25 protein-coding genes are annotated in these 23,072 nt (G+C 40.8%); 22 read left to right on the top strand and 3 right to left on the bottom strand.

Going from position 1 to position 23,072, the window contains the following annotated elements:
• Positions 1 to 8 precede the first annotated feature (8 nt).
• From rfbC to G529_RS0100335, 4 genes are read left to right on the top strand one after another with little or no spacing between them, the layout of a single operon-like run.
• Entirely contained in the window at positions 9 to 551 is a 543-nt protein-coding gene (gene rfbC, locus G529_RS0100350) for a dTDP-4-dehydrorhamnose 3,5-epimerase (protein ID WP_026913636.1), read from the top strand.
• On the top strand, positions 548 to 1,399 hold the full coding sequence (rfbD, locus tag G529_RS0100345) for a dTDP-4-dehydrorhamnose reductase (RefSeq protein ID WP_026913635.1): 852 nt from the start codon (positions 548 to 550) through the stop codon (positions 1,397 to 1,399). The genes rfbC and rfbD overlap by 4 nt, the downstream gene beginning before the upstream one ends.
• Positions 1,400 to 1,408: 9 nt before the next feature.
• Positions 1,409 to 2,398, top strand: a complete 990-nt coding sequence (locus G529_RS0100340) for a UDP-glucuronic acid decarboxylase family protein (RefSeq protein WP_026913634.1) — start codon at positions 1,409 to 1,411, stop codon at positions 2,396 to 2,398.
• Position 2,399: 1 nt separating this feature from the next.
• A complete protein-coding gene (locus G529_RS0100335; protein WP_026913633.1) occupies positions 2,400 to 3,170 on the top strand; it encodes a glycosyltransferase family 2 protein in 771 nt (256 codons plus the stop codon).
• Here G529_RS0100335 and G529_RS0100330 read toward each other — a convergent pair.
• The gene (locus tag G529_RS0100330; RefSeq protein WP_026913632.1) at positions 3,160 to 4,470 is read right to left on the bottom strand and encodes a phenylacetate--CoA ligase family protein; all 1,311 of its coding nucleotides are present in this window, start codon (positions 4,468 to 4,470) and stop codon (positions 3,160 to 3,162) included. The genes G529_RS0100335 and G529_RS0100330 overlap by 11 nt on opposite strands.
• An 84-nt stretch (positions 4,471 to 4,554) precedes the next feature.
• Here G529_RS0100330 and purD point away from each other — a divergent pair, with 84 nt between their 5' ends.
• On the top strand, positions 4,555 to 5,826 hold the full coding sequence (gene purD / locus G529_RS0100325; protein WP_026913631.1) for a phosphoribosylamine--glycine ligase: 1,272 nt from the start codon (positions 4,555 to 4,557) through the stop codon (positions 5,824 to 5,826).
• On the opposite strand, the gene G529_RS0100320 is transcribed toward purD, so the two are convergent.
• A complete protein-coding gene (locus G529_RS0100320) occupies positions 5,818 to 6,045 on the bottom strand; it encodes a DUF6341 family protein (protein WP_026913630.1) in 228 nt (75 codons plus the stop codon). The two genes, purD and G529_RS0100320, sit on opposite strands and share 9 nt — an antisense overlap.
• A 43-nt stretch (positions 6,046 to 6,088) precedes the next feature.
• On the opposite strand from G529_RS0100320, the gene G529_RS0100315 reads away from it, so the two are divergent.
• The 3 genes from G529_RS0100315 to G529_RS15310 all read left to right on the top strand — a co-directional run bounded on the left by G529_RS0100315 (position 6,089) and on the right by G529_RS15310 (position 8,808).
• Positions 6,089 to 7,012, top strand: a complete 924-nt coding sequence (locus tag G529_RS0100315) for a DUF6427 family protein (RefSeq protein WP_026913629.1) — start codon at positions 6,089 to 6,091, stop codon at positions 7,010 to 7,012.
• A 105-nt stretch (positions 7,013 to 7,117) separates the two neighbouring features.
• A complete protein-coding gene (locus G529_RS0100305) occupies positions 7,118 to 7,726 on the top strand; it encodes a DUF4254 domain-containing protein (protein ID WP_026913628.1) in 609 nt (202 codons plus the stop codon).
• A gap of 2 nt (positions 7,727 to 7,728) precedes the next feature.
• Positions 7,729 to 8,808 (top strand): glycosyltransferase family 9 protein, encoded by a 1,080-nt coding sequence (locus tag G529_RS15310; protein WP_035695359.1) that lies wholly within the window; start codon positions 7,729 to 7,731, stop codon positions 8,806 to 8,808.
• Here G529_RS15310 and G529_RS0100295 read toward each other — a convergent pair.
• Positions 8,805 to 9,854, bottom strand: a complete 1,050-nt coding sequence (locus tag G529_RS0100295; protein WP_026913627.1) for a ferredoxin--NADP reductase — start codon at positions 9,852 to 9,854, stop codon at positions 8,805 to 8,807. The two genes, G529_RS15310 and G529_RS0100295, sit on opposite strands and share 4 nt — an antisense overlap.
• 97 nt (positions 9,855 to 9,951) lie before the next feature.
• On the opposite strand from G529_RS0100295, the gene G529_RS0100290 reads away from it, so the two are divergent.
• From G529_RS0100290 to G529_RS0100225, 14 genes are all read left to right on the top strand, one after another.
• Complete coding sequence (locus tag G529_RS0100290) at positions 9,952 to 11,436, top strand: DUF5687 family protein (protein ID WP_026913626.1); 1,485 nt, start codon at positions 9,952 to 9,954, stop codon at positions 11,434 to 11,436.
• Between the two features lie 12 nt (positions 11,437 to 11,448).
• Positions 11,449 to 12,159 carry an ABC transporter ATP-binding protein gene (locus G529_RS0100285; RefSeq protein ID WP_026913625.1) on the top strand — a complete coding sequence of 237 codons (711 nt, stop codon included), beginning with the start codon at positions 11,449 to 11,451 and terminating at the stop codon, positions 12,157 to 12,159.
• 94 nt (positions 12,160 to 12,253) lie between these two features.
• The gene (gene porW / locus G529_RS0100280) at positions 12,254 to 14,821 is read left to right on the top strand and encodes a type IX secretion system periplasmic lipoprotein PorW/SprE (protein WP_026913624.1); all 2,568 of its coding nucleotides are present in this window, start codon (positions 12,254 to 12,256) and stop codon (positions 14,819 to 14,821) included.
• Between the two features lie 12 nt (positions 14,822 to 14,833).
• Entirely contained in the window at positions 14,834 to 15,232 is a 399-nt protein-coding gene (locus tag G529_RS0100275; RefSeq protein WP_026913623.1) for a bactofilin family protein, read from the top strand.
• Positions 15,213 to 15,428 carry an AtpZ/AtpI family protein gene (locus G529_RS0100270; RefSeq protein WP_026913622.1) on the top strand — a complete coding sequence of 72 codons (216 nt, stop codon included), beginning with the start codon at positions 15,213 to 15,215 and terminating at the stop codon, positions 15,426 to 15,428. The genes G529_RS0100275 and G529_RS0100270 overlap by 20 nt, the downstream gene beginning before the upstream one ends.
• Positions 15,428 to 15,811 carry a hypothetical protein gene (locus G529_RS0100265; RefSeq protein ID WP_026913621.1) on the top strand — a complete coding sequence of 128 codons (384 nt, stop codon included), beginning with the start codon at positions 15,428 to 15,430 and terminating at the stop codon, positions 15,809 to 15,811. The genes G529_RS0100270 and G529_RS0100265 overlap by 1 nt, the downstream gene beginning before the upstream one ends.
• A gap of 133 nt (positions 15,812 to 15,944) precedes the next feature.
• Positions 15,945 to 17,045 carry a F0F1 ATP synthase subunit A gene (gene atpB / locus G529_RS0100260; protein ID WP_026913620.1) on the top strand — a complete coding sequence of 367 codons (1,101 nt, stop codon included), beginning with the start codon at positions 15,945 to 15,947 and terminating at the stop codon, positions 17,043 to 17,045.
• A gap of 24 nt (positions 17,046 to 17,069) precedes the next feature.
• Positions 17,070 to 17,300 (top strand): ATP synthase F0 subunit C, encoded by a 231-nt coding sequence (atpE, locus tag G529_RS0100255; protein WP_026913619.1) that lies wholly within the window; start codon positions 17,070 to 17,072, stop codon positions 17,298 to 17,300.
• Positions 17,301 to 17,392: 92 nt separating this feature from the next.
• Complete coding sequence (locus G529_RS0100250) at positions 17,393 to 17,887, top strand: F0F1 ATP synthase subunit B (protein ID WP_026913618.1); 495 nt, start codon at positions 17,393 to 17,395, stop codon at positions 17,885 to 17,887.
• Positions 17,888 to 17,890: 3 nt separating this feature from the next.
• On the top strand, positions 17,891 to 18,445 hold the full coding sequence (gene atpH / locus G529_RS0100245) for an ATP synthase F1 subunit delta (RefSeq protein WP_026913617.1): 555 nt from the start codon (positions 17,891 to 17,893) through the stop codon (positions 18,443 to 18,445).
• A gap of 43 nt (positions 18,446 to 18,488) precedes the next feature.
• Positions 18,489 to 20,069 (top strand): F0F1 ATP synthase subunit alpha, encoded by a 1,581-nt coding sequence (gene atpA / locus G529_RS0100240; RefSeq protein ID WP_026913616.1) that lies wholly within the window; start codon positions 18,489 to 18,491, stop codon positions 20,067 to 20,069.
• Between the two features lie 88 nt (positions 20,070 to 20,157).
• The gene (gene atpG / locus G529_RS0100235; protein WP_026913615.1) at positions 20,158 to 21,018 is read left to right on the top strand and encodes an ATP synthase F1 subunit gamma; all 861 of its coding nucleotides are present in this window, start codon (positions 20,158 to 20,160) and stop codon (positions 21,016 to 21,018) included.
• Between the two features lie 97 nt (positions 21,019 to 21,115).
• Entirely contained in the window at positions 21,116 to 21,562 is a 447-nt protein-coding gene (locus tag G529_RS0100230; RefSeq protein WP_026913614.1) for a membrane protein, read from the top strand.
• Positions 21,563 to 21,617: 55 nt separating this feature from the next.
• Entirely contained in the window at positions 21,618 to 23,069 is a 1,452-nt protein-coding gene (locus tag G529_RS0100225; RefSeq protein WP_026913613.1) for an oligosaccharide flippase family protein, read from the top strand.
• Positions 23,070 to 23,072: the final 3 nt, after the last annotated feature.

The following is a 23,072-nucleotide window of genomic DNA, read 5'->3' as shown; positions in this document are numbered from 1 at the left end:
AGAGGATTATGCAAATTGAAAAAACTCCTCTAAAAGACTGCCTGCTCATCAAGCCTACCATGTTTGAAGACCATCGCGGTTTGTTCCTGGAGACCTATCATCGCAAAAGGCTGGCTGAATTTAGCGGGATAGATGCTGAATTCGTGCAGGATAATCAATCCATGTCTCATTACGGTGTGCTACGAGGACTTCATTATCAAAAAGGAGAGTTCGCGCAAACCAAGATCGTAAGAGTGATCCATGGGAAGGTGCTGGATGTGGTGGTGGATTTACGACCCGATTCCCCAACTTTTAAAAAGACATTTTCAGTAATTCTGGATGATGAGAACCTGTATCAGCTATACGTTCCAAAAGGTTTTGGACATGGTTTTGTGACTTTATCGAAACGTTCAGTTTTTGCATACAAGTGCGATCATTATTACACTCCCGGCTCTGAAGCAGGAATTAGATATAATGATCCTGAGCTAAATATCGACTGGAATTTTCCTGAAGAAGAAATGATCTTATCCAGTAAAGACAAAGAACTTCCGTTTCTAAATGAAGTATTTTGAAAAATATCCTGGTTACCGGTGCAAATGGTCAGTTAGGTTCATGTTTTAGAAAGCATGGAGAAAAATATCCGGAACTCAATATTGATTTTAAAAGCTCGGGAGAACTGGATATTAGTAACATTGCTGAAGTAAAAAAACTTTTTTCATCGCGCTCATACCATTGCTGTATTAATGCTGCGGCTTATACCAATGTTGAAAAAGCTGAAACAGAGAAAAAAAAGGCCTACCAGATCAATGCTGAAGCTGTTGGGAATCTTGCTGAAGTTTGCGCTTCACAACAGGTGAAATTGATCCATTTTTCGACAGATTATGTTTTTGACGGAAGCAGTTCAACCCCTTACCGGGAAACAGATGAGGTCAACCCCATCAATGTTTATGGAGCCTCCAAATTAGCAGGTGAAAAGCAGATTATTAAAGTTCTTGATGATCATTTAATTTTTAGAACGAGCTGGTTATATTCAGAATTCGGGCATAATTTCTTTCGTACGATCTTAAATAAAGCGGAAGAGAAGGCGACCTTGAACATTACCACCACTCAGCTTGGTACTCCAACCAATGCCAATGACCTGGCCATCTATATATTGGATGCCGTGCAGAAGAATTCTTCTGCAACCGGAATTTATCATTTCAGCAATCTTGGACATGCAACCTGGTTCGATTTTGCTGAAGAAATATTAAAATTTTCAGGAAAAATAGACGAGGTAGTTCTTAATAAAACAGGATTTTTTAAGACCTTGGCTCAAAGACCTGAATATAGCGTGCTTTCCAAGGCTAAAGCATTACAGGATTTTGGAGAGATCAGGGACTGGAGAAGAAGTTTACGAGACCTGATCGATGAGGTTGTATAAAGATAAATTATGGCGAAAAGAGTACTAATTACCGGAGCAGCAGGATTTTTGGGATCTCATTTATGCGATCGCTTTATCCGGGAAGGTTACATGGTCATTGGAATGGATAACCTGATTACTGGTGATCTTAAGAATATTGAGCATCTTATTAAGAAAAAGAATTTCGAATTTCATCATCATGACATCACGAAATTTGTTCATGTAGCCGGTGAGCTGGATTATATTTTACATTTTGCGTCTCCGGCAAGTCCTATCGACTATTTGAAAATTCCCATTCAAACCTTGAAAGTGGGCTCTTTTGGAACCCATCATTGTCTTGGTCTGGCCAAAGAAAAGAAGGCCAGGATTCTCATTGCTTCTACTTCTGAAGTTTATGGCGATCCCCTGGTACATCCTCAGAATGAAGAGTATTATGGTAATGTAAATACCATTGGTCCTCGAGGAGTTTATGATGAAGCTAAACGATTCCAGGAATCCATTACGATGGCCTATCATCGCTTTCACGGTCTGGAAACAAGGATTGCCAGGATCTTTAATACCTATGGGCCAAGAATGCGCTTAAACGATGGTCGTGTGATTCCTGCATTTATTGGTCAGGCCCTTAGGGGGGAAGACCTTACGGTTTTTGGGGATGGTTCGCAAACACGTTCTTTCTGTTATGTAGATGACCAGGTAGAAGGAATCTATCGGCTTCTGCTTAGCGATTACTCCGATCCTGTTAACATTGGAAATCCAGATGAGATCACGATCCTTGATTTTGCAAAAGAGATCATCAAGCTTACCGGAACAGACCAGAAGATCGTTTTCAAAGACCTGCCACAGGATGATCCAATGCAACGACAGCCAGATATTACCAGAGCGAAGGAAATCCTGGGCTGGGAACCAAAAGTTTCAAGAAGCGAGGGTATGAAGATCACCTATGACCACTTCCGAAGTATGAGTAAAGAGGAACTGGACAAACGAGAACATAAAGATTTTTCAGCACATATTAGACGATAGAATGAAGAAGGGTCTGGTATCTGTCATCATGCCTGCTTACAATAGTGAAGCTTATATTGCAGAAGCGATCCAGTCTGTAATTTCCCAGACATATCCCCAATGGGAATTACTAATCGTGAACGATGCTTCCAGGGATTCTACGGAACAGATCCTGAAAAACTACAGTGATGAAGATAGTAGGATCAGGGTTTTTCATAATTCCACGAACAGGGGTACTGCTTTTTCCCGAAATAAAGCGATTGAAGCTTCAGAGGGAGAGTTTATTTCCTTTCTGGACACAGATGACCTCTGGAAAAATAACAAGCTTGAGAGACAGTTAGAGGTTCTTTCCAAGTCCAATGTCGCAGCCTGCTTCTCCAGTTACCAGTTAATGCATGAATCTGGAAAGAAAAGCAACGTCATTATCCAGGCATTACCAGTACTTAGCCATTGCAGGTTACTCAAAGCAAATTATGTTGGAAACCTAACCGGAATTTACAACGCCGGGTTGCTGGGAAAGATCTATGCACCAGATATTCGAAAGCGCCAGGACTGGGCCATGTGGCTAAGAGTGATCGAAGAAGGTGGACCCATGGAAGGAATCTGGGAATCGCTGGCCTATTACAGGCTTCGGAAGAACTCAATTTCCGGAAACAAACTGGAAATGCTGAAATACAATTATAAAGTATACAGGCTTGTAGGCTTTAGCCGAAGAGCATCGCTTAAAAGAATGCTCATTTTCCTTAATGAGCAGTTCTTCGTAAAATCCAAACAACGATTAACTATTGAATAAGCGACGTGAATTGTTTTAATTTTCCGCTTTTTGTACGCTTCAATATATCATTCTTTTTAAAGCTTACTTTCAGGTCTTTCCCCACATAGACTTCGATCGCTTTGAGGATGTTTCCTTGCTGCAATTCTGAAAGCTCCATTTCACTCACATAGTCTATATGAAAGGTGTCCAGGCTGGTTTGAGTAATGATGAACTCCCTGATGTTTCCGCTATCTTCTATGATCGTTTTGGTAACATAATAGAAAGTAAGTCCTGGAACAACTTTTCCATCTGGAAGCCGGGCGATATCGTTGGTACGGCCTATAAGTTTTTCCAGAATTGGCTTTTTGCGAGTACTTTTAGTAGACAAAGCCCCGGTATCTCCAATATCGTAGCGTATCATAGGATGTGCATAGTTGTAAAGCGCAGTAATCACAATCCTGCCTTCTTCACCATAGGGTAAAATCTGGTCCTTTTCATCGAGAATCTCTACATATAGGTCTTCAGAATTCACGATCCATTGATGATGAGGATCTTCAAATGCGATAAGACCAACTTCGCTGGCTCCATATTCATTGATCACAGGTACTTCCAGAACATTTTCGATCAGTTCTTTATCTTTTTCGAAAAGTCTTTCAGAAGTTACGATGCATATTTTAAGACTGGGACAAAGATCCTTCAACAGAATTTTGCGATCCTTCAGGAATTTTGCGAATAGGAGTATGGCACTGGTGTAACCATTAAGATAATTGAAATCAGCCTTTTTAAATCGCTCAAGAAAAGATTCCATTTTCTGTTCACTAAGATCGAAAATATTAAACCTCCGCCTTAGGCTTATTCTATCCTTGAGCCGTTCCTGCACATTTCCGAAGAAATCAAGAGGGATTCCGTAGAACCTGGCCTGCAGTGAGGTATTAAGATCGATCCCATACCACGAATAGCGGTCCTGAAAACCGGCCCAGCTCAGGGCATGTGCAAACCTGTTCTTGGCAAAGATAAAGGGATGACCACTGCTTCCAGAAGTCTTTCCCACGTATGCAGATTTCGTGCTATACGTAGAACTTAAACGGTCCCGCAGCGGTTGTTGCAGATCTGATTTTTTCATGATCGGGACCTGGCTCCAATTGTCAAAACCTTCCCATTTAAAAAAATCGCGGTAAAAATCGTTATGCTGAATATGATAATCCAGTAGCAGATTTCTTTGCCGGTATTGATACTTCTCAAAATCAGCTTCCGGGATGTTCCTGATCTCCCCGAGCTTTTTCTGAGCCCGCTGAATAGGGAATTTATTGAGTTGTAAAGATAATCTGAACCAATCCAAGTGTAGAAGCGCTTTTTTAACGAATTTATTGGTGCTTCAATGTACAAACATTTATTTTTGATGCAACAATTAAAATTTGAAGCTATGAATATTCTCATTCTTGGTTCCGGTGGACGAGAGCATACTTTTGCCTGGAAAATTGCACAAAGTGATCTATGCGATCAACTATACGTAGGACCCGGGAATGCGGGCACAGCCGCAGTGGCAGAAAACCTGTCGATCAATCCTATAGATTTTGCACAGGTAGGAAAAGTGGCGCTGGAAAAGAATATTGATATGATCGTGGTGGGTCCTGAAGATCCTCTGGTAAAAGGAATTGTGGATTTCTTTAAAAATGATGATCAATTAAAACATATTCAAATGATAGGTCCTTCTCAACGTGGAGCTTTACTCGAGGGTAGTAAGGAACGCGCCAAGGAATTTATGGCGCTTTATAATATTCCTACTGCGGCCTATGAAACCTTCAGTTTTGAGAGTTTACAGGCCGGGAAACGTTTTCTGGAAACTTTAAAGCCACCGTATGTGTTGAAAGCCGATGGTTTAGCCGCTGGCAAAGGGGTGCTTATTATTGAAGATCTGGAAGAGGCTAAAATGGAACTGGAAAATATGCTTTCAGGTAAGTTTGGTGCGGCCAGCCGGAAAGTGGTGATCGAGGAATTCCTGGATGGGATCGAGTTAAGCGTTTTTGTGTTAACCGATGGGGAAAATTATAAGATCCTGCCTACAGCAAAGGATTATAAAAGAATTGGTGAAGGTGATACGGGATTGAATACCGGTGGTATGGGAGCTATTTCTCCTGTACCTTTTGCAGATGAAACGCTCATGAAAAAGATCGAGGAGCGTATTGTTAAACCAACGGTAAGTGGCTTAAAAGCTGAAGAGATAGACTACAAGGGCTTTATTTTTATAGGTTTGATAAAAGTAGGGGATGAGCCTTACGTGATCGAGTACAATGTACGAATGGGTGATCCTGAAACTGAAGTCGTATTACCAAGAATAAAGTCTGATTTGGTGGCATTACTGCAATCTGCCTGGAAAGGTGAACTAAATTCAGTAAACCTGGAAATTGAGGAAAGAGCTGCTACCACCGTCATGCTGGTATCTGGTGGATATCCGGAGTCTTATGAAAAAGGAAAGCCTATCACTGGACTGGACAAGGTTACAGATTCTCTTGTTTTCCATGCCGGAACGAGCAGAACCGAAGAGGGCGTGGTCACCAACGGAGGCCGTGTGATCGCGGTAAGTTCGTTTGGAGAGGATTACAAAATGGCACTAAAAAAATCTTACCAAAGTGCAGAATTATTGCAATTTGATAAGATGTATTTTAGAAAGGATTTAGGCTTTGACCTATCCTAAGAATGAATGTGAAGTAGATTCTCTGTTTTCTTCGTTGTTATCGTTAAAAGTTTTTAACTGTTTCATCCAGTAAAGGAAGGCAAGAAAACCAATAACCATAAAGACCCAATTCAATCCATTCGCAAGAAACCAGGAATCAAGTTCCAAAGCTCTCAATTCATCCAACGGAGCAAGGAGTAACTCAAACAAATCTTCTATTCCTTCAAAAAAATCTTTCATGATCGTATCATTAATTGTGACTACAAAAATATAAAAACTCCTAATGCTAACAAGCTTTTTTAGCAAATCCAAACCTATAAACCTTACAGTGATCATTCTGCTGCTGGTGATCTTTTATACCGGTGTAAACTTTTTTCACTGGGAAAACGGTTTTGAACTACTGGATTTACTACAAAAGATAGGAGTACTGGCCTTATTGGTGTTAAGCTTGTTCGTACTTAATTTTATAGCCAAGAAAAATGAACTTACAAAGCGTAGTGCCTATAAAACATTGCTTTTTGCTATTTTTGCGATCAGCTTCAGTGAGCTATTGGCCAACACACCGGTGATTCTTTCGAATCTATGCATTTTACTGGCTTTACGCAGGATCATTAGTCTTAAGTCACACAAATTCGTACAGCAGAAGATCTTTGATGCAACGTTCTGGATCTCCATCGCCACCCTTTACAATTTCTGGTCGGTATTGTTCTTTTTACTTATTTTCTTTGCGATACTCAACTTTGCTTCAGCCTTTAAGAACTGGCTGGTGCCATTCGTGGCTTTTTTAGCAGTTGCCGTTCTAACAATAACTTTTCATTTACTCGCTTATGACCAGTTCTATACATTAAATGATTGGTTCCAGCCCAGCAATTTCGATTTTAGCAGGTATAATGTTCCTGCCATATTAATTCCTTTAAGCATCATTCTTGGGATATTATTCTGGACCATTGTTCAGTATTTCAGTGCGATACAAAAGGCAAGTATCACCAGGAGACCGGTGTTAAGCATGATCCTGTTCTGCCTGGTAATTTCCATTGCAGTGGCCATCTTTGCGCCAACTAAAAACGGAAGTGAACTCATATTCTTTTTCGTACCATTAAGTATCATCGCTTCGAACTATTTCGACAGCAAGAAGGATCGAATCTTTAAGGAGATTCTACTGGCAATACTAATTCTTATGCCATTTGTCCTGCTATTTGTAGGATAAACCAATTCCTTCAGAATCGAAAGGAATCTCTTTATAAAAATAATATCTTTGCAAAAACCTGAGCATTTCAGGGCAATTTGCAACTAAATTTTATAAAAAAACCTTATGTTTTCAGATAAAGCCAATACTATTTTCAGAGAAGTGATCGAACTCTATCATGAAAAAGACAGTGTGGATCAGGATTTTAAAAATCCTTATAATGCTGAAAAGAATCTGCTGGAACACTTACTCTTCAGGAAATGCTGGATAGATACCGTTCAATGGCATTATGAAGATATTATTCGCGACCAGAATATTGATCCGGTAGCTGCACTTACTTTAAAACGGAAGATCGATGCTTCCAACCAGGACAGAACCGATACGGTTGAGTATATTGATAGTTACTTTCTTGAAAAATATAAGGATGTCAAGGCAAATACCGATGCTACGATCAATTCTGAAAGTCCGGCCTGGGCGATCGATCGTTTGTCCATCCTGGCGCTGAAGATCTATCACATGAACGAAGAAGCCCAGCGTACAGATGCTTCAGAAAAGCACCAGATGGCCTGTAAAGCGAAACTGGATATACTTCTGGAACAACGCGTGGACCTTTCAACAGCGATCAATCAGCTTTTAGAAGACATTGAAAAGGGTGAAAAATATATGAAGGTGTACAAACAGATGAAAATGTACAATGACGAGGAACTTAATCCTGTGCTTAGAGGGAATAAATAGTCATGAAAAAGCAGGATAAAGATCTTCACACAGCGACCGAGGAGAATAAACACTTATTGGTGATTCGTCTCTCTGCCATGGGCGATGTGGCCATGGTGGTACCGGTATTGAGCGTGCTGGTAAGAACTTATCCGCAGCTTACCATCACAGTGCTCACACGATCCTTCTTTTTCCCACTATTCAGTCATTTGCAAAATGTAAGGCTCTATGAGGCCGATGTAGATGGTGTCCACGAAGGTGTTCTGGGTCTGGGGACCCTGGCCCGTGAACTCAGGGATGAAGAGATCGATATGGTCGCAGATCTTCATGATGTACTAAGAACAAATGTATTGCGCTCTGTTTTTTATTTCTACGGAATTCCTTTCGAGCAAATAAACAAAGGCAGGGCTGAAAAGAAAGCTCTGAGCCGTGAAACGAACAAGATTTTTAAACAGCTCAAAACAACACATCAGCGCTATGCTGAAGTTTTTGAAAAACTGGGATATCCTATAGACCTTTCCCGATATATGCCAGCAGCCAGAAGGGAAATCCTGCCCAGGATTTCCAATGTTACCGGCAGAAGAAAAGGCATCAAATGGATTGGTATTGCACCATTTGCACAGCATAGTTCCAAATTTTACCCGGCAGATCTCATGCAGGAGGTCATCTCTACACTTTCTTCAGAAAAAAACATCAAGATTTTCCTTTTTGGGGGAGGAGATACTGAAAAGAAACAGCTGGAAGAATGGGAATCCAGATTTGACAGGTGCGTGAGTGTGGTAGGCAAGCTGAGGTTCGCGGAAGAACTAAGTCTTATTTCGAACCTGGACTTGATGCTGTCTATGGATAGTGGTAATGCGCATATCGCAGCGATCTTTGGGATTCCGGTGATAAGTATCTGGGGCGTTACCCATCCATTCATGGGTTTTGCAGCTTTTAATCAACCGCTTGACAACTGTATTTTACCAGATTTGGAGAAATATCCAAAGATCCCGACTTCGGCTTATGGTAATAAAGTTCCGGAGGGATACGAAGACGTGATGCGAAGCATTCCTCCGGAAGTGGTAGTATCTAAAGTTCAGCGGTTGCTGAATAATTCTTAAACATCGTCGAAATCCACCTTTAGGGTAGAGGTTGTTGGATGCGCCTGGCAGGTAAGAATAAACCCTTCCTCGATCTCTGCATCTGTAAGTATTTGATTTTTACTCATTTCAGCTTTACCTTCAGTTACACGAGCCATACAACTACTGCAAATCCCTCCCTGGCAGGAGTATGGCACATCGATATCTTCTTCCAATGCAACATCAAGAACCACATCCTTCCGGTCCATGGAAAAGCTATATTCCTCGTCATCCACGAGAATTGTTACTGAGGTTTTCCCATCAGTATCACCTTCAATCACTTTTTCCTCTGCCGTGCTCGTAAACAGCTCAAATTTGATCTGCTCATCGCGCACCTCGTTTTTCTTCAACACTTCAGTGACATGATCGATCATTTCTTTGGGTCCGCAGAGATAAAATGTTTCAAAACTGGTATCCTTGAATTTGTTCTTCAGAATGTAATTTACGGTGCTTGTTTCGATTCTGCCAAACTGTGAATTTTCTTCTCGAGTACGGCTGTAAATAAACTCCACAAAAAGTCTATCCGGGAATTTTGATTGCAATTCCAGCAATTCCTTAAAAAAGATCGTATCATCTACAGATTTATTTCCGTACGTAAGTACGAACCGGCTATGCGCCTCTTCTTCCAGCACAGATTTGATGATGGATAGTACCGGAGTGATCCCGCTTCCCGCTGCAAATGCAGCATAGTTCCTGGCAGAGTTGCCTGGTTCAAAAACAAATTTTCCTTCCGGCGGATGGACTTCCAGAATGTCTCCTGCGGTAAGTCTATTATTTGCGATCACAGAAAAGCTTCCACCTTCAACCTCTTTTACTGTAACTTTGAAATCTTCAGAATTTGGAGCAGAACAAAGAGAATAAGCTCTTCTAATTTCGCCGTTCTCTGTATCATATTTGATTGTGATATACTGCCCTGCCTTGAATTTAAACTCCTCTTTCAGGTTTTCCGGAATTTCGAAAGATAAACTCACCGCCTGGGAAGTTTCACGAATTATTTCCTTTATTTTTAGCGGGTAAAAATTACTCATTTTTTGATATTTGGGCGTAAAAATACAAAGTATGACGCTTTTAAGAATGTAACAAAAGTTTAAATTTCTCTACCTATCTAAATAAACAGCAGATTTTATGTTTGGTAAGTTTCTCTGGCTGGAATGGAAGTCATTTACAAGATCGGCCAGTTTTGGAAAAAGTCTGGGATTAAAGATCCTGATGATATTCCTGGCCCTCTATTTTTCAGCAGTATTCCTTTTTCTGGGAGTCGCATTGTTTCCGATATTAAGAGAATCTTTTCCAGAACAGGATCCTATTTCGGTAGTAAACAGTTTTGCTTTGACCTACTTGGGTTTTGAATTGATTTTTCGATTTATGTTACAAAGCCTACCGGTGTTGAATATCAAACCGCTTATGGTTATTCCGGTGTCCAAGAAAAAGGCGGTAAACTATATTCTATTAAAGTCACTCTATTCTTTCTACAATATACTGCCGTTGCTATGGATACTACCTTTTGGGCTGGTAAGCATCCTCAAATACGACTATCCAGCCTGGAATGTACTTGGTTGGATGCTTGGGTTTTACGCTCTTGTTTTATGCGTGAACTATTTCAATTTTATTGTCAAGAAGAAGTTCAACGAAAGTCTTAAGCAATTAATTCCGGTCCTTCTCATGGTGGCCATCCTGGCTGCGCTGGACTACTTTGGTATTTTTGATATAGGAAGGTATTTTGGGGCTGCGCTCGATTATTTATATAACCAACCGTACCTGGCTGTAGTTCCATTCATACTGCTTATAGTTCTCTATCAATGGAATCTTTCAGACCTGCGAAGAAAATTCTATCTCGACCAGGATCTCAAAACGAAATCAAAAGAAGTTCAAACTCAGGATCTGGGCTGGACCCGCAAATTTGGTAGTATAGCTCCTTTCCTTCAACTGGATATCAAACTCATACTTCGGAATAAGAGAGCGAAAACAACCATTTTCATGTCATTGCTGCTGTTGTGTTATGGTCTCATATTTTATCCTAACGACACCTACCAGGATATGCCCGCATTTTTTCTGTTCGTGGGTATTTTTATGACCGGAGTGTTTATGATGAATTTTGGACAATTTGTACCATCCTGGGATTCTTCCTATTACTCCATGATCATGTCTCAAAACATTCCTATGAGACAATACCTGGCTTCTAAGATGGGTTTGATCACGGTAAGTGTGATTGTACTTCTAATTTTAACCACTCCTTATATATATTTTGGATGGGAAGTAGTGATGCTGAATATCACCGCGGCGATCTATAATATTGGAGTGAATGTACCCATGCTTATTTTTTCTGGTAGTTTTAATAAAAAGAGTATCGATCTTGACAAAAGCCCCGTGATGAACTACCAGGGAGTAGGAGTTTCTCAATGGCTTGTTGGAATACCGGTCATGGCCGTTCCAGTCTTCATTTTCTGGCTGGTAAACAAGTTTGTAGGCTATGAAGTTGCGGTGGGAACTATTGCTGGTTTGGGTATTATTGGTATTCTTATGCGTCCCACACTACTAACATACCTCACCCAACGCTACCGAAGACGTAAATATGTAACGATTCAGGGATTCAAACAAAAAGGAGATTAAATCAAGAGTATTATGATCACAGCAACCAATCTTTCAAAAATATATAACGGAAACAAAGTTCTGGATATCGAGCATCTGGAAATTCCGGCAGGACAAAACTTCGGACTCGTAGGTAACAACGGTGCCGGAAAAACCACATTTTTCAGCTTGCTGCTGGATCTTATTCAGCCTACATCTGGCAACATTTTTAATCAGGATATTACGGTGAGCGAAAGTGAGGACTGGAAAAGCTTTACCTCCTCCTTTATTGACGAGAGTTTCCTGATTGGATATTTGACTCCGGAAGAATATTTTTACTTTATAGGAGATCTTCGGAATAGGAATCGGGCAGATGTAGATACGTTCCTGGTTCAATTTCAGGATTTTTTTAACGGAGAGATCATTGGTCGCAAAAAATACCTTCGGGATCTTTCCAAAGGGAACCAGAAAAAAGTAGGTATCGTCGCGGCGTTGATAGGTGATCCTGAGGTGGTTATCCTTGATGAGCCATTTGCAAACCTGGATCCTACCACACAGATCAGGCTTAAAAAGATCCTTAAAGAACTTTCAAATACTTCGGGAACTACCGTGCTTATTTCCAGTCATGATCTTATTCATGTGACTGAAGTTTGCGAAAGGATCGTAGTACTGGACAGGGGAGTGCCGGTTCGTGATATCACGACTTCCGAAGCTACCCTGAAGGAACTGGAGGAATATTTTTCCAGTGAGATCGTGGAAGGCTAGGCTCTGCGGCTATTGGACTTTGCAAAAAGAAGTTTACTTTTACATACTAAACCAGTTGTATCAAAGTTATTCATGATACCATAAAAGGTTCATATTGAATACGTTTACCCGAATTTCATTGGTTCTACTAACTGTCGCGGCAATTCTTGGCTGCTCCAGGAAAAAGAATTCTTTTGTAAACCGAAATTATCACGCGATCACTTCGGAATATAATACGTTATATAACGGTGGTCTGGCCTTCGAGCAGGGAAAGGAAGAGATCAACCAGAACTATGCAGATAATTACTGGGATATTCTGCCCGTTGAAAGACTGGCGCTGGATGAAAATATCGTTCTACCAGACAGCGTTAGAAACCAAAATTTCGGGATTGCTGAAGAAAAAGCGGTAAAGGCTATTCAGAAGCATTCCATGCAAATAGGAGGCAAAGAACGCAACCCACAAATGGACGAAGCTTATTTACTCCTTGGTAAATCCAGGTACTTCGATCAACGTTTTGTACCAGCTCTCGATGCATTCAATTACATTCTTTACCGCTACCCAGCCAGTAATAATATTACTCATGCAAGGATCTGGAGGGAAAAGACCAATATCAGGCTGGGAAATGAAAAGCTGGCGATCAAGAACCTGAAGAAGATCCTGGATTCAGACAAACTTAGCGATGAAGATATTGCCGATGCCAGTTCCAGTCTAGCACAGGCTTATATCAATTTACGCTATATAGACAGCGCAGTAGCCCCATTACAAAATGCCAGTGAATTTACCAGGATCAATGCCGAAAAAGGGCGTTATTATTACATTCTTGGGCAACTTTATAATCGCCTGGATCAAACCGCAGCGGCAAATGCCTCTTTTGATAAGGTAATTGACCTGAATCGCAAGTCACCAAGAATCTACCTGGTCAATGCGCATGTACAGAAAGCAAGAAATTTTGATTTTCAGAATGGTGATCCCAACCAGCTGCTGGGACTTTTAAAAGAACTGGAAGAAGATCGTGAAAACCGCCCATACCTGGACAAGATTTATTTTCAGATAGGTGAATATTACAACCAGTTAGATTCCGTAGAAACTGCAGTAGATTATTATAATCGCTCCTTAAGGTCACCGTCAAGCGATATTTTCCTGAAATCGATCAATTATGAGATCCTCGCGAATATCAGTTTTGATGAGGCAAATTACCAGCAAGCAGGTAAATATTTTGACAGTACCCTTACCTATATGTCGCCAGATCTACTGGAGTTCAGAACCATTAGCAAAAAAAGAGAGAACCTGGCAGATGTAATTCTTTACGAACAGATCGCGGAGGAAACAGATAGTATCCTTAGGCTCGCGAACATGAGCGAAACAGATAGACTGCAGTATTTCACTGCATATACGGATACCTTGAGGGCACGTGCGGTCAAAACCATGGAGTCTGGTGCATTGCCAGCTTATACCGCAGGCATAGGTCCAAGAACCAACTTTCCACAAACCAATATCCCCGCTTCTGCAACAGTGCCGCCGGCAGGTAATTTTAATACTGGAAATGGTGGTAATATTTTTTATTTCTATAACCCAATACGTGTTTCCAGGGGCGCGCAGGATTTTCTTCGTACCTGGGGTAGCCGGGAACTGGCAGATAACTGGCGTTACGGCAGCCGTGCGATGAACCAGACTACGGTAAATGCTGAAGAACGATTAATGGATATCAATCTGGATAACGATCCAATTTACGATCCTCAAACTTATTTGGCTCAGATTCCTACAGCAGCTCTGATTCTGGACAGCTTATCTGCTCAGCGAAATCGGGCGAATTATCAACTGGGAGTAATCTACAATGAAAAATACCGTGAATATGCACTGGCAGCGAACAGGCTTGAATTCATGCTTAACAATAATCCGCAACAAAGCCTGATCCTTCCGGCAAAATATAATTTGTATTCGGTTTATAAAGCACAGAACCGGGTAAGTGACCTGCAAAGACTGGAACAGGATATTTTGCAGAATTATCCCGATTCCCGATATGCCGCGTTTATCAGAAATCCTGAGAGTGTTCAAATGGATGAAAACAGTCCGGAAAATGTTTATGAACAACTGTATAGAAAATTTGAAACACAGCAATTCACTGAAGTTATTAAACAGGCCGATAATTACAGATCACAGTATAATGGAAACAGTATCCTGCCCAAGATAGAATTGTTGAAAACACGGGCGATCGCGAGATTATATGGACTGGATGCCTACCAGAATTCACTGCAGTATGTGGCCGCAAATTACCCGCAATCGCCGGAAGGCCAGAATGCACAGCAATTATTGAATACAGCGATTCCGTCTTTGAAGAATCTGGAGTTTGTAGCAGATAGTACTCAGACTAACTTTAAATTGGTTTTCTCTTTTTCTGAAAATGAGGCGCCCGTTTTAGATTCCTTGAAACTCGCTATCGATGAAAAATTACAGGAATTAGACTACAGGAATATAAAAACTTCAGCCGATGTTTATAGCGATGAGCAGTTGTTTCTGGTTGTACATGGATTTAGCTCCAGATCTGCAAGCATGGGATTTTTGGAACTGCTTCAGAAGGATAAGAACATCAAAATTGAAGAGGAAGCTTTTGTCATGTCGGCAGAAAATTATAGAATTGTACAAATTAAGAAAAATTTAAGAAATTTGTCAGACCTTAATTAAAGCCCTACTATCATGTTTTCAGATTCCAAAAAGTCCAAAAGCTCTGCAGATCAGCGAGAGCAAAATCGTATTGCAGCAGGAACCATCATTACCGGGGAGATCTCCGGGAAGGGTTGTTTTAGAATAGAAGGCACCTTGGAGGGTAGTTTAAAAACTCCCGGAAAGGTAGTCATAAGTAAAGGCGGAGTAATAAATGGTACTCTGGAATGTGATAGCGCAGATATTGAAGGGAATTTTAATGGGAAGTTGCTGGTAAAGGAAGTGCTCAGTTTTCGCGGAACAGCACATATCGAAGGGGAAGTGATCGCGGGTAAACTTGCGGTGGAAGCCGGAGCCGTATTCAATGCTACCTGTAAAATGAATGGAGGTATCAAACCTCTTAAAACTACGAATGAAAAACGATCAGCGTAACAAATATCTGGGTTTTATTAATATAGCCTTCCAGATGGGCCTGCTTATAGGTGCCGGAGTTTTTGCGGGCATCTGGCTGGATGATAAATTCCCGAACAAATTTTCGGTATACACAATTTCGCTTTCTCTCGCCGGCGTGTTTATCTCACTTTACCTGGTTTACAGAGAGGTCAAAAATCTGAACGAAGACGAGTAATGCAACAAAAGATCATAGGTTTTCTCAAAGTATTTATTCCCTTTTTCATCATATGTTTCATTATACAGTTCGCACTGGTAAACTACCTGTTCCAGCCGGAACTCTATTATTCGACCTTCTCTATTTATGCGTTTCAATTCATTGCGACACTCATCGTTTATATCTTACTGGTTCTTGTGCAGCAAAACTTTAGTGAGAAGACCGGTTTTGCCTTTATGGGTTGCAGTCTATTTAAAATGCTCGCCGCAGTCTTGTTTTTGCTTCCTATGATGCTGAATGGGACAGCAAATCCATTTCAAAGTTTGATCGCGTTTTTTATACCCTATTTTATCTTTCTGGTTTTCGAAACTATTTATGCAGTAAAGCTTATAAACCTGAAATAATTAACTGACTTTCAGTAAAATCATAAATTCTGAGGTTCAGTAAAAAAAATATAACTGCTTCTTTCAGATAAAAATTAAAAGTATACCTTTGCACGGAAATTTAGAGCCCACAATTTTAAGTAGATCAGGTAGTATGACAGCACAGAAATCTTTAGTGATTAGCTTATACTTTACATTGGCCTTAGCCATTTTCCCAGCTTTCACCTTTGCTCAGGAGCACGGAGAGGAGCATTCCGATCTTCAGGAAGCTGAAGAAGAGTTCAATGCAACAGAGATGATCCTGCATCATATTGGTGATTCTCATGGCTGGCATTTCTTTGGATCCGGAGACAATTCATACACACTGCCTTTACCGGTAATTCTGTATACTGAAAATGGCCTGGTAAGCTTTATGTCCAGTGAATTTCATCATGATACTGAAGGTCATCACGTGGTTGAAAAGGACGGGATGCGTTTTGTGAATCTTCATGAAGATATTTATAGATTGAACGATGGGGCTACTGCCGTGGAGTTTGATGCAGAGCATCACCCGGTGAATGCAAGCAAACCATGGGATCTTTCTATCACGAAGAATGTGGCCGCGATGTTTTTAACGGTCATTCTGATGCTTATTTTCTTTACTAGCCTGGCCAGACATCATAAAAAGAATTCTCATGCGCCAAGCGGTTTCAACAATATCCTTGAGACTTTAGTGATATTTGTAAGAGATGATATCGCAATTCCGCAACTTGGAGAAAAGCGATACATGAAATTCATGCCTTTCTTACTTTCAGTGTTCTTCTTCATCTGGATCACAAACTTACTTGGTCTTTTACCAGGAGCAGCGAACGTAACTGGTAATATTGCCGTAACCGTTTCCTTAGGTTTGTTTACTCTGGCTTTGATTCTAATAAATGGAAATAAGGATTTCTGGAAGCACACTTTATGGATGCCAGGAGTTCCAACTTTCGTGAAACCTATTCTTGCAGTTGTAGAACTTGCAGGTGTGTTTATTAAGCCTATCGCACTTATGATTCGTTTGTTTGCGAACATAACGGCGGGACACATTATCATCCTGAGTTTGATCGGGTTGATCTTTATCTTGGAAAATGCGGGCATCGCCGGAGTTTCGGTTCCATTTGCCTTATTTATAACAGTACTGGAATTGTTAGTAGCATTCCTACAAGCGTTTATTTTTACAATGCTGTCTGCCCTGTTTATCGGGATGGCGGTTGAGGAACATGAACATCATTAATTTTAATTATTTAATTCTATTATTATGGAGTATTTACACATTGGACTTGCAGCTTTAGGAGCTGGTCTTGCAGTTGTTGGAGCCGCTATCGGTGTTGGTAAAATTGGTGGTTCTGCCATGGATGCTATCGCACGTCAGCCTGAGGCTGCTGGAAAGATCCAGACTGCTATGATTATTGCTGCTGCACTTGTAGAAGGTGTTGCACTTTTTGGAGTGGTAGCTGCTTTGCTTGGGGTACTTACTGTACCGGCATAGTCCTGAACTTAAAAAGATCTGTTCGTAACGGTTGGTTACGAACAGATCTTAATTAATTAATGATTACTTAAGAACATTTTATTTAACTATATATGGATTTAATCACTCCCGATTTTGGCTTGTTTTTCTGGCAAACGATCGTCTTTTTGGTGCTCTTGTTTCTTATGGCAAAATTCGCCTGGAGACCTATCCTTAATTCTGTAAGAGACAGGGAACAGTCTATTAACGACGCGTTGGCTTCAGCTGAAAATGCTCGTAAGGAAATGCAGAATCTTAAATCTGACAATGAGCAGTTGATGAAAGAAGCTCGTGCAGAAAGAGATGCTATCCTTAAAGAAGCACGTGAGTTGAAAGAAAAGACAATCGCTTCAGCAGCTGAAGAAGCGAAGTTGAAGGCAGACAGAATTGTTGCAGATGCTCAAAAGAGTATCGAACTTGAAAAACAATCTGCCCTTGCGGAACTTAAAAATCAGGTTGCAGAGCTTTCAGTAGAAATTGCTGAGAAAGTTGTGCGTAAAGAATTATCAAGTAAGAACGAACAACGCCAGATGATCGAGAAGATGCTGAGCGATGCTAAGTTAAACTAAGATATGAAAGGAAACAGAGCCGCACAACGTTACGCAAAAGCGATCCTTTCACTGGCAAAGGATAAGAATTCGGCGGAAGCTGTAAACAGTGATATGCAAACCATATCTGCTACTGTAAAGAACAGTGGTGATCTGGAAAACATGCTCACAAGTCCGGTAGTAAGAAAAAGCATCAAGAAGAGCGCGCTGCTTGAGATCTTTAAGGGTCTTAACGGTGTAACTGTTGGTGCGATGGATATACTACTTGACAATGATCGTATTAATATTTTGCACATTGTGGCAAAGCAGTATACGATGATGTTCAATGCCATGAACAATATTCAGCATGCAAAAGTAACTACGGCTATTCCGTTGGATGCTGAGCTGGAAATGATCATTATGGCTAAGGTGAAGGAACTAACCGGTAATGACGCGATCCTGGAAAATGTGATCGATGAGAGCATTATTGGTGGTTTTGTACTAAGAGTTGGCGACCTGCAATATGATGCGAGTGTAGCCAGAAACCTGGACAGACTAAAGAGACAATTAAAAGACAACACATACGTTTCAAAAATTTAATTAAAACAGGTACGTCCTGCGTACCATTTTATCTTGAATAATTATGGCAGAAGTAAATCCTGCTGAAGTATCAGCAATATTAAAACGACAATTATCAGGTTTTGAATCCAAGGCCTCACTTGATGAAGTAGGTACCGTTCTAACCGTTGGTGACGGTATTGCGAATATCTACGGACTTGCAAACGCTCAATACGGCGAACTTGTTCAGTTCGAGAGTGGTTTGGAAGGGATCGTTCTAAACCTTGAGGAAGATAATGTTGGGGTAGTACTTTTGGGTCCTGCAAAGGAGATCAAAGAAGGTTCTACAGTAAAAAGAACTCAGCGAATTGCTTCTATTAACGTAGGGGAAGGTATTGTTGGCCGTGTGGTTGATACTCTTGGAGCTCCTATTGATGGAAAAGGTCCAATTGAAGGTGAGACTTTCGAAATGCCTCTAGAGCGTAAAGCTCCGGGAGTAATTTATCGTCAGCCTGTAACAGAGCCTTTACAAACTGGTATCAAATCTATCGATGCGATGGTACCAGTAGGAAGAGGACAGCGTGAGCTTGTGATTGGTGACCGTCAAACAGGTAAGACTGTGGTTGCTATTGACACGATCCTAAACCAGAAAGAATTTTACGATGCCGGTGAACCGGTGTACTGTATATATGTGGCTATCGGGCAGAAAGCTTCTACCGTTGCTGCAATCGCTAAGACCCTTGAAGATAAAGGTGCTTTAGCTTATACCACTATCGTTGCTGCAAATGCATCAGATCCTGCTCCAATGCAGGTTTATGCTCCATTTGCCGGTGCCGCGATTGGTGAATATTTTAGGGATACAGGTCGTCCTGCACTAATCGTTTATGATGATTTGTCCAAGCAGGCGGTTGCTTACCGTGAGGTTTCTCTTTTACTTCGTCGTCCACCAGGACGTGAAGCATATCCTGGGGATGTTTTCTTCCTTCACTCAAGACTTCTTGAGCGGGCAGCGAAGGTCATCGCCGATGATGATATCGCGAAGCAAATGAACGATCTTCCAGATAGCTTGAAAGACAAGGTAAAAGGAGGCGGGTCGCTGACGGCACTTCCAATTATCGAAACTCAGGCAGGTGACGTTTCAGCATATATTCCAACCAACGTAATTTCGATTACAGATGGTCAGATCTTCCTTACTTCAGATCTATTTAACTCGGGGGTTCGTCCTGCGATTGATGTAGGTATTTCTGTATCACGTGTGGGTGGTAATGCACAGATCAAGTCTATGAAAAAAGTATCTGGTACATTAAAACTGGACCAGGCACAATACCGTGAACTTGAAGCATTCGCCAAGTTCGGGTCAGACCTTGACGCGTCTACTATGAGTGTGATCGAAAAAGGTAAGCGTAACGTAGAGATCCTGAAGCAGGGACAAAACGATCCTTACCCGGTAGAGAACCAGATTGCAATTATCTACGCAGGATCTAAGAACTTACTTAGAGATGTACCGGTAGAGAAAGTGAAAGAATTTGAACTGGAATACCTTGATTACCTGAATTCCAAGCACAGAGATACGCTTGATACTTTAAAGGCAGGTAAACTTACAGACGAAGTTACAGATACTTTAACGAAGGCTGCAAAGGAACTTTCAGGGAAATATAAGAAATAGTAAAGGCTCCTTCCTTTCTTAGAGAGGGAGGAGTTATATTACAAATTTGATTACTAATTTCTCCATATTGGGAGATTAAGAGGGGTTTATGGCAAACTTAAAAGAATTACGTAGCAGGATTACTTCAGTTTCCTCAACGATGCAGATCACCAGTGCCATGAAAATGGTATCGGCTGCGAAGTTGAGCAAGGCACAGGATGCGATCACATCCATGAGACCTTATGCTGAAAAGTTAACGCAATTGCTACAGGATTTAAGTGCTACTCTGGACGATGATTCAAACAGCAAATTTGCTGAAGAGCGTGAGGTGAAAAGAGTACTTATCGTGGCTATATCTTCTAACAAAGGACTGGCTGGTGCTTTTAATACCAATATCATCAAAAAGGTTAAAAGCAAGGTCGCTGCAGATTATCAAAACACAGAAGTTGAACTTCTTACTCTTGGAAAGAAGGGTAACGATATTCTGAAGAAAACCTTTGAAGTATACAAGAACGATAATACGATCTTCGATGATCTATCCTTCGAGAATGTTTCTGCGATTGCTGAAGAGCTAATGCAGGTATTTGTAGACGGTAAATTCGACAGGATTGAGCTTGTTTACAACCAGTTCAAGAATGCCGGAACACAGATCGTGATGGATGAGCAGTTTCTGCCTATTGAGCGCTTTGAAACCGAAACTGAAAAGCAACTGGACTATATTTTTGAACCATCGAAAATTGAGATCGTTAAAGATCTTATTCCAAAGTCTTTAAAAATGCAACTTTTTAAGGCTCTTAGAGATTCTTTCGCTTCTGAACATGGTGCACGTATGACGGCGATGCACAAAGCGACAGATAATGCCAAGGAGCTAAGAGACGACCTTAAATTATCTTACAACAAAGCAAGACAGGCTTCGATTACCAATGAGATCCTTGAGATCGTTGGTGGAGCTGAAGCTTTGAACGGATAAGCTTATTAAATATACCTTGAAATGCCCTCCAAATGGAGGGCATTTTTTGTTTGGTACAGCTTTTGTTTTTATATCTTCAACTTTAAAAATCAACATTATGAAAAAATCACTACTAATGATAACCGGTATTCTGGTATTGAGCATTTTTGCTTCCTGTGGCAGTAATAAAGATCTTCAGGAAAGAGCACCTGCTCAATTCGCTGAAGTTTATTATACATATACTTCAGAAGGTATTCAACTCCATATTCCCGTTGCGGTTATACAGGAGGAGCGTGTAGATCTGCAAGCGGTTTATTTCCATGGAATGAAGTCGCCCCTTGTTAAAAGCAAAGAAAATTCCAATATCTACATTGCCAATTTTAGAGTAGGTGGTGGAGATATGGTGATGGATGTAGACCCTAAGAAGGAATATGGTAATAAAATGCCTCAAATGCCAGAAGAGAGTCCGTTTAAGATCGATCAGGATGAAGCTATACTGGTGTTTGGACAGAATGAGAAAACTAAATTTTACAAGCTTACCGGAATTAAGGAAAAGGAAGAGTAGCCAGAGCGGTTTTGTTATTTAAATTCAGATATTTGTAGCAAACCAACCGGCTCCTTTGAGTACTATAAAAAATCTCTTTAAGCAAACTTTCGTCTATGGCCTGGCTACCGTCCTGCCAAGGATGGTAAGTTTCCTTTTAGTTCCCTTATATACCGATATTTTACCGAAAGAAGAGTACGGTGAAATATCGGTTATTTTTGCTTATTTCGTTTTGATCAATGTCATCCTTGCTTATGGTATGGAAACGGCATTTTTCAGATTCTATAATAAGAGCGAGGATCCTAACAGGGTCTTAAGTACCTCTGGCTGGTCGCTGGTGATCACTTCGCTGCTTTTCACTGCAGTGGCTTACCTGGCTCGCGAACTTATCGTAGAGCTTACCAATATCCCCTTGCAATATATAGAACTGGCGATCTGGATCCTGCTGCTCGACGCCCTGGTAATCATTCCTTTTGCCTGGTTGCGTGCCGCGGAAAAACCCATGCGATATGCGATCATCAAGATCTTCAATGTTGCTGTAAACCTGGGTCTGAATGTTTTTTTCCTGGTTTACCTGAAGGATCTGGCAGAAGAACATAACTTCTTCCGAAGCATTTATATTGAAAATTTCGAAATAAGCTACGTCTTTATATCCAATCTTATAGCAAGCGGACTTACACTTTTGCTCATGCTGCCTTTTTATTTCAGGATTTCTTTCACTTTTGATTCGGTACTCTGGCGTAAGATGCTGTCTTACGGATTCCCTATCCTGATCGCGGGGATTGCCTTTTCAGTAAATGAAGTTTTTGATAGAATTCTGCTTGACCGACTATTACCGCAAGCTATTGCCCGGGAACAGGTTGGAGCCTACTCAGCTTGTTATAAGCTGGCCATGTTCATGACCTTGTTTGCAACCGCTTTTAGATTGGGAATTGAGCCATTCTTTTTCAGCCATTCCGGGGAAGAAAATGCCACGACGACCTATGCCCGTATCACGAATTATTTCGTAATTCTGGGAAGTTTGATCCTATTAGGCGTGATCGTTTTTGCCGATCTTTTAAAGATATTGATCATTAAAAATTCAGCATACTGGGAAGCCATGGAAATCGTACCGCTAATTTTACTGGCGAACCTTTTTCTTGGTATTTACCACAATCTTTCAGTTTGGTATAAAGTAACAGACCGCACGAGATTTGGAGGCTACATTTCTCTGGCTGGAGCTGCCGTGACCATAGCTCTTAACCTATACCTTATTCCGAAGATAGGTTATACCGGTTCGGCTATCGCAACCCTTGCCGCTTATGGCTTGATGATGTTACTCTCTTATTACTACGGAAGAAAATTTTATAAAGTTCCTTATGATATGAAGCGAATAGGAGCCTACCTACTGGTATCCATTGTCTTCTCCATCATCTCATTTTACTTTTTCCGGGGAAATTATTTCGTGGGAATCCCGTTATTATTGATATTTATGGGTGTCATTTACTATTTTGAAAAAGACCAGATTTTAAGAATCATACAATCCTAGAAC

This window comes from Christiangramia portivictoriae DSM 23547, from assembly GCF_000423045.1.
In the GTDB taxonomy this organism is placed as follows: domain Bacteria; phylum Bacteroidota; class Bacteroidia; order Flavobacteriales; family Flavobacteriaceae; genus Christiangramia; species Christiangramia portivictoriae.
This window is presented reverse-complemented; position numbering and strand designations above follow the sequence as displayed.

What these genes read in the sequence shown, in the direction of transcription:
- G529_RS0100275 (WP_026913623.1), top strand. Translation starts at nt 14,834, where the DNA reads ATGTTTTCAGATTCCAAAAAGTCCAAAAGCTCTGCAGATCAGCGAGAG.
- G529_RS0100335 (WP_026913633.1), top strand. Translation starts at nt 2,400, where the DNA reads ATGAAGAAGGGTCTGGTATCTGTCATCATGCCTGCTTACAATAGTGAA.
- G529_RS0100265 (WP_026913621.1), top strand. Translation starts at nt 15,428, where the DNA reads ATGCAACAAAAGATCATAGGTTTTCTCAAAGTATTTATTCCCTTTTTC.
- G529_RS0100315 (WP_026913629.1), top strand. Translation starts at nt 6,089, where the DNA reads ATGCTAACAAGCTTTTTTAGCAAATCCAAACCTATAAACCTTACAGTG.
- G529_RS0100230 (WP_026913614.1), top strand. Translation starts at nt 21,116, where the DNA reads ATGAAAAAATCACTACTAATGATAACCGGTATTCTGGTATTGAGCATT.
- G529_RS0100285 (WP_026913625.1), top strand. Translation starts at nt 11,449, where the DNA reads ATGATCACAGCAACCAATCTTTCAAAAATATATAACGGAAACAAAGTT.
- G529_RS0100250 (WP_026913618.1), top strand. Translation starts at nt 17,393, where the DNA reads ATGGATTTAATCACTCCCGATTTTGGCTTGTTTTTCTGGCAAACGATC.
- rfbC (WP_026913636.1), top strand. Translation starts at nt 9, where the DNA reads ATGCAAATTGAAAAAACTCCTCTAAAAGACTGCCTGCTCATCAAGCCT.
- G529_RS0100290 (WP_026913626.1), top strand. Translation starts at nt 9,952, where the DNA reads ATGTTTGGTAAGTTTCTCTGGCTGGAATGGAAGTCATTTACAAGATCG.
- atpH (WP_026913617.1), top strand. Translation starts at nt 17,891, where the DNA reads ATGAAAGGAAACAGAGCCGCACAACGTTACGCAAAAGCGATCCTTTCA.
- atpG (WP_026913615.1), top strand. Translation starts at nt 20,158, where the DNA reads ATGGCAAACTTAAAAGAATTACGTAGCAGGATTACTTCAGTTTCCTCA.
- G529_RS0100270 (WP_026913622.1), top strand. Translation starts at nt 15,213, where the DNA reads ATGAAAAACGATCAGCGTAACAAATATCTGGGTTTTATTAATATAGCC.
- purD (WP_026913631.1), top strand. Translation starts at nt 4,555, where the DNA reads ATGAATATTCTCATTCTTGGTTCCGGTGGACGAGAGCATACTTTTGCC.
- atpB (WP_026913620.1), top strand. Translation starts at nt 15,945, where the DNA reads ATGACAGCACAGAAATCTTTAGTGATTAGCTTATACTTTACATTGGCC.
- G529_RS0100295 (WP_026913627.1), bottom strand. Translation starts at nt 9,854, where the DNA reads ATGAGTAATTTTTACCCGCTAAAAATAAAGGAAATAATTCGTGAAACT.
- atpA (WP_026913616.1), top strand. Translation starts at nt 18,489, where the DNA reads ATGGCAGAAGTAAATCCTGCTGAAGTATCAGCAATATTAAAACGACAA.
- G529_RS15310 (WP_035695359.1), top strand. Translation starts at nt 7,729, where the DNA reads ATGAAAAAGCAGGATAAAGATCTTCACACAGCGACCGAGGAGAATAAA.
- G529_RS0100320 (WP_026913630.1), bottom strand. Translation starts at nt 6,045, where the DNA reads ATGAAAGATTTTTTTGAAGGAATAGAAGATTTGTTTGAGTTACTCCTT.
- G529_RS0100340 (WP_026913634.1), top strand. Translation starts at nt 1,409, where the DNA reads ATGGCGAAAAGAGTACTAATTACCGGAGCAGCAGGATTTTTGGGATCT.
- atpE (WP_026913619.1), top strand. Translation starts at nt 17,070, where the DNA reads ATGGAGTATTTACACATTGGACTTGCAGCTTTAGGAGCTGGTCTTGCA.
- G529_RS0100305 (WP_026913628.1), top strand. Translation starts at nt 7,118, where the DNA reads ATGTTTTCAGATAAAGCCAATACTATTTTCAGAGAAGTGATCGAACTC.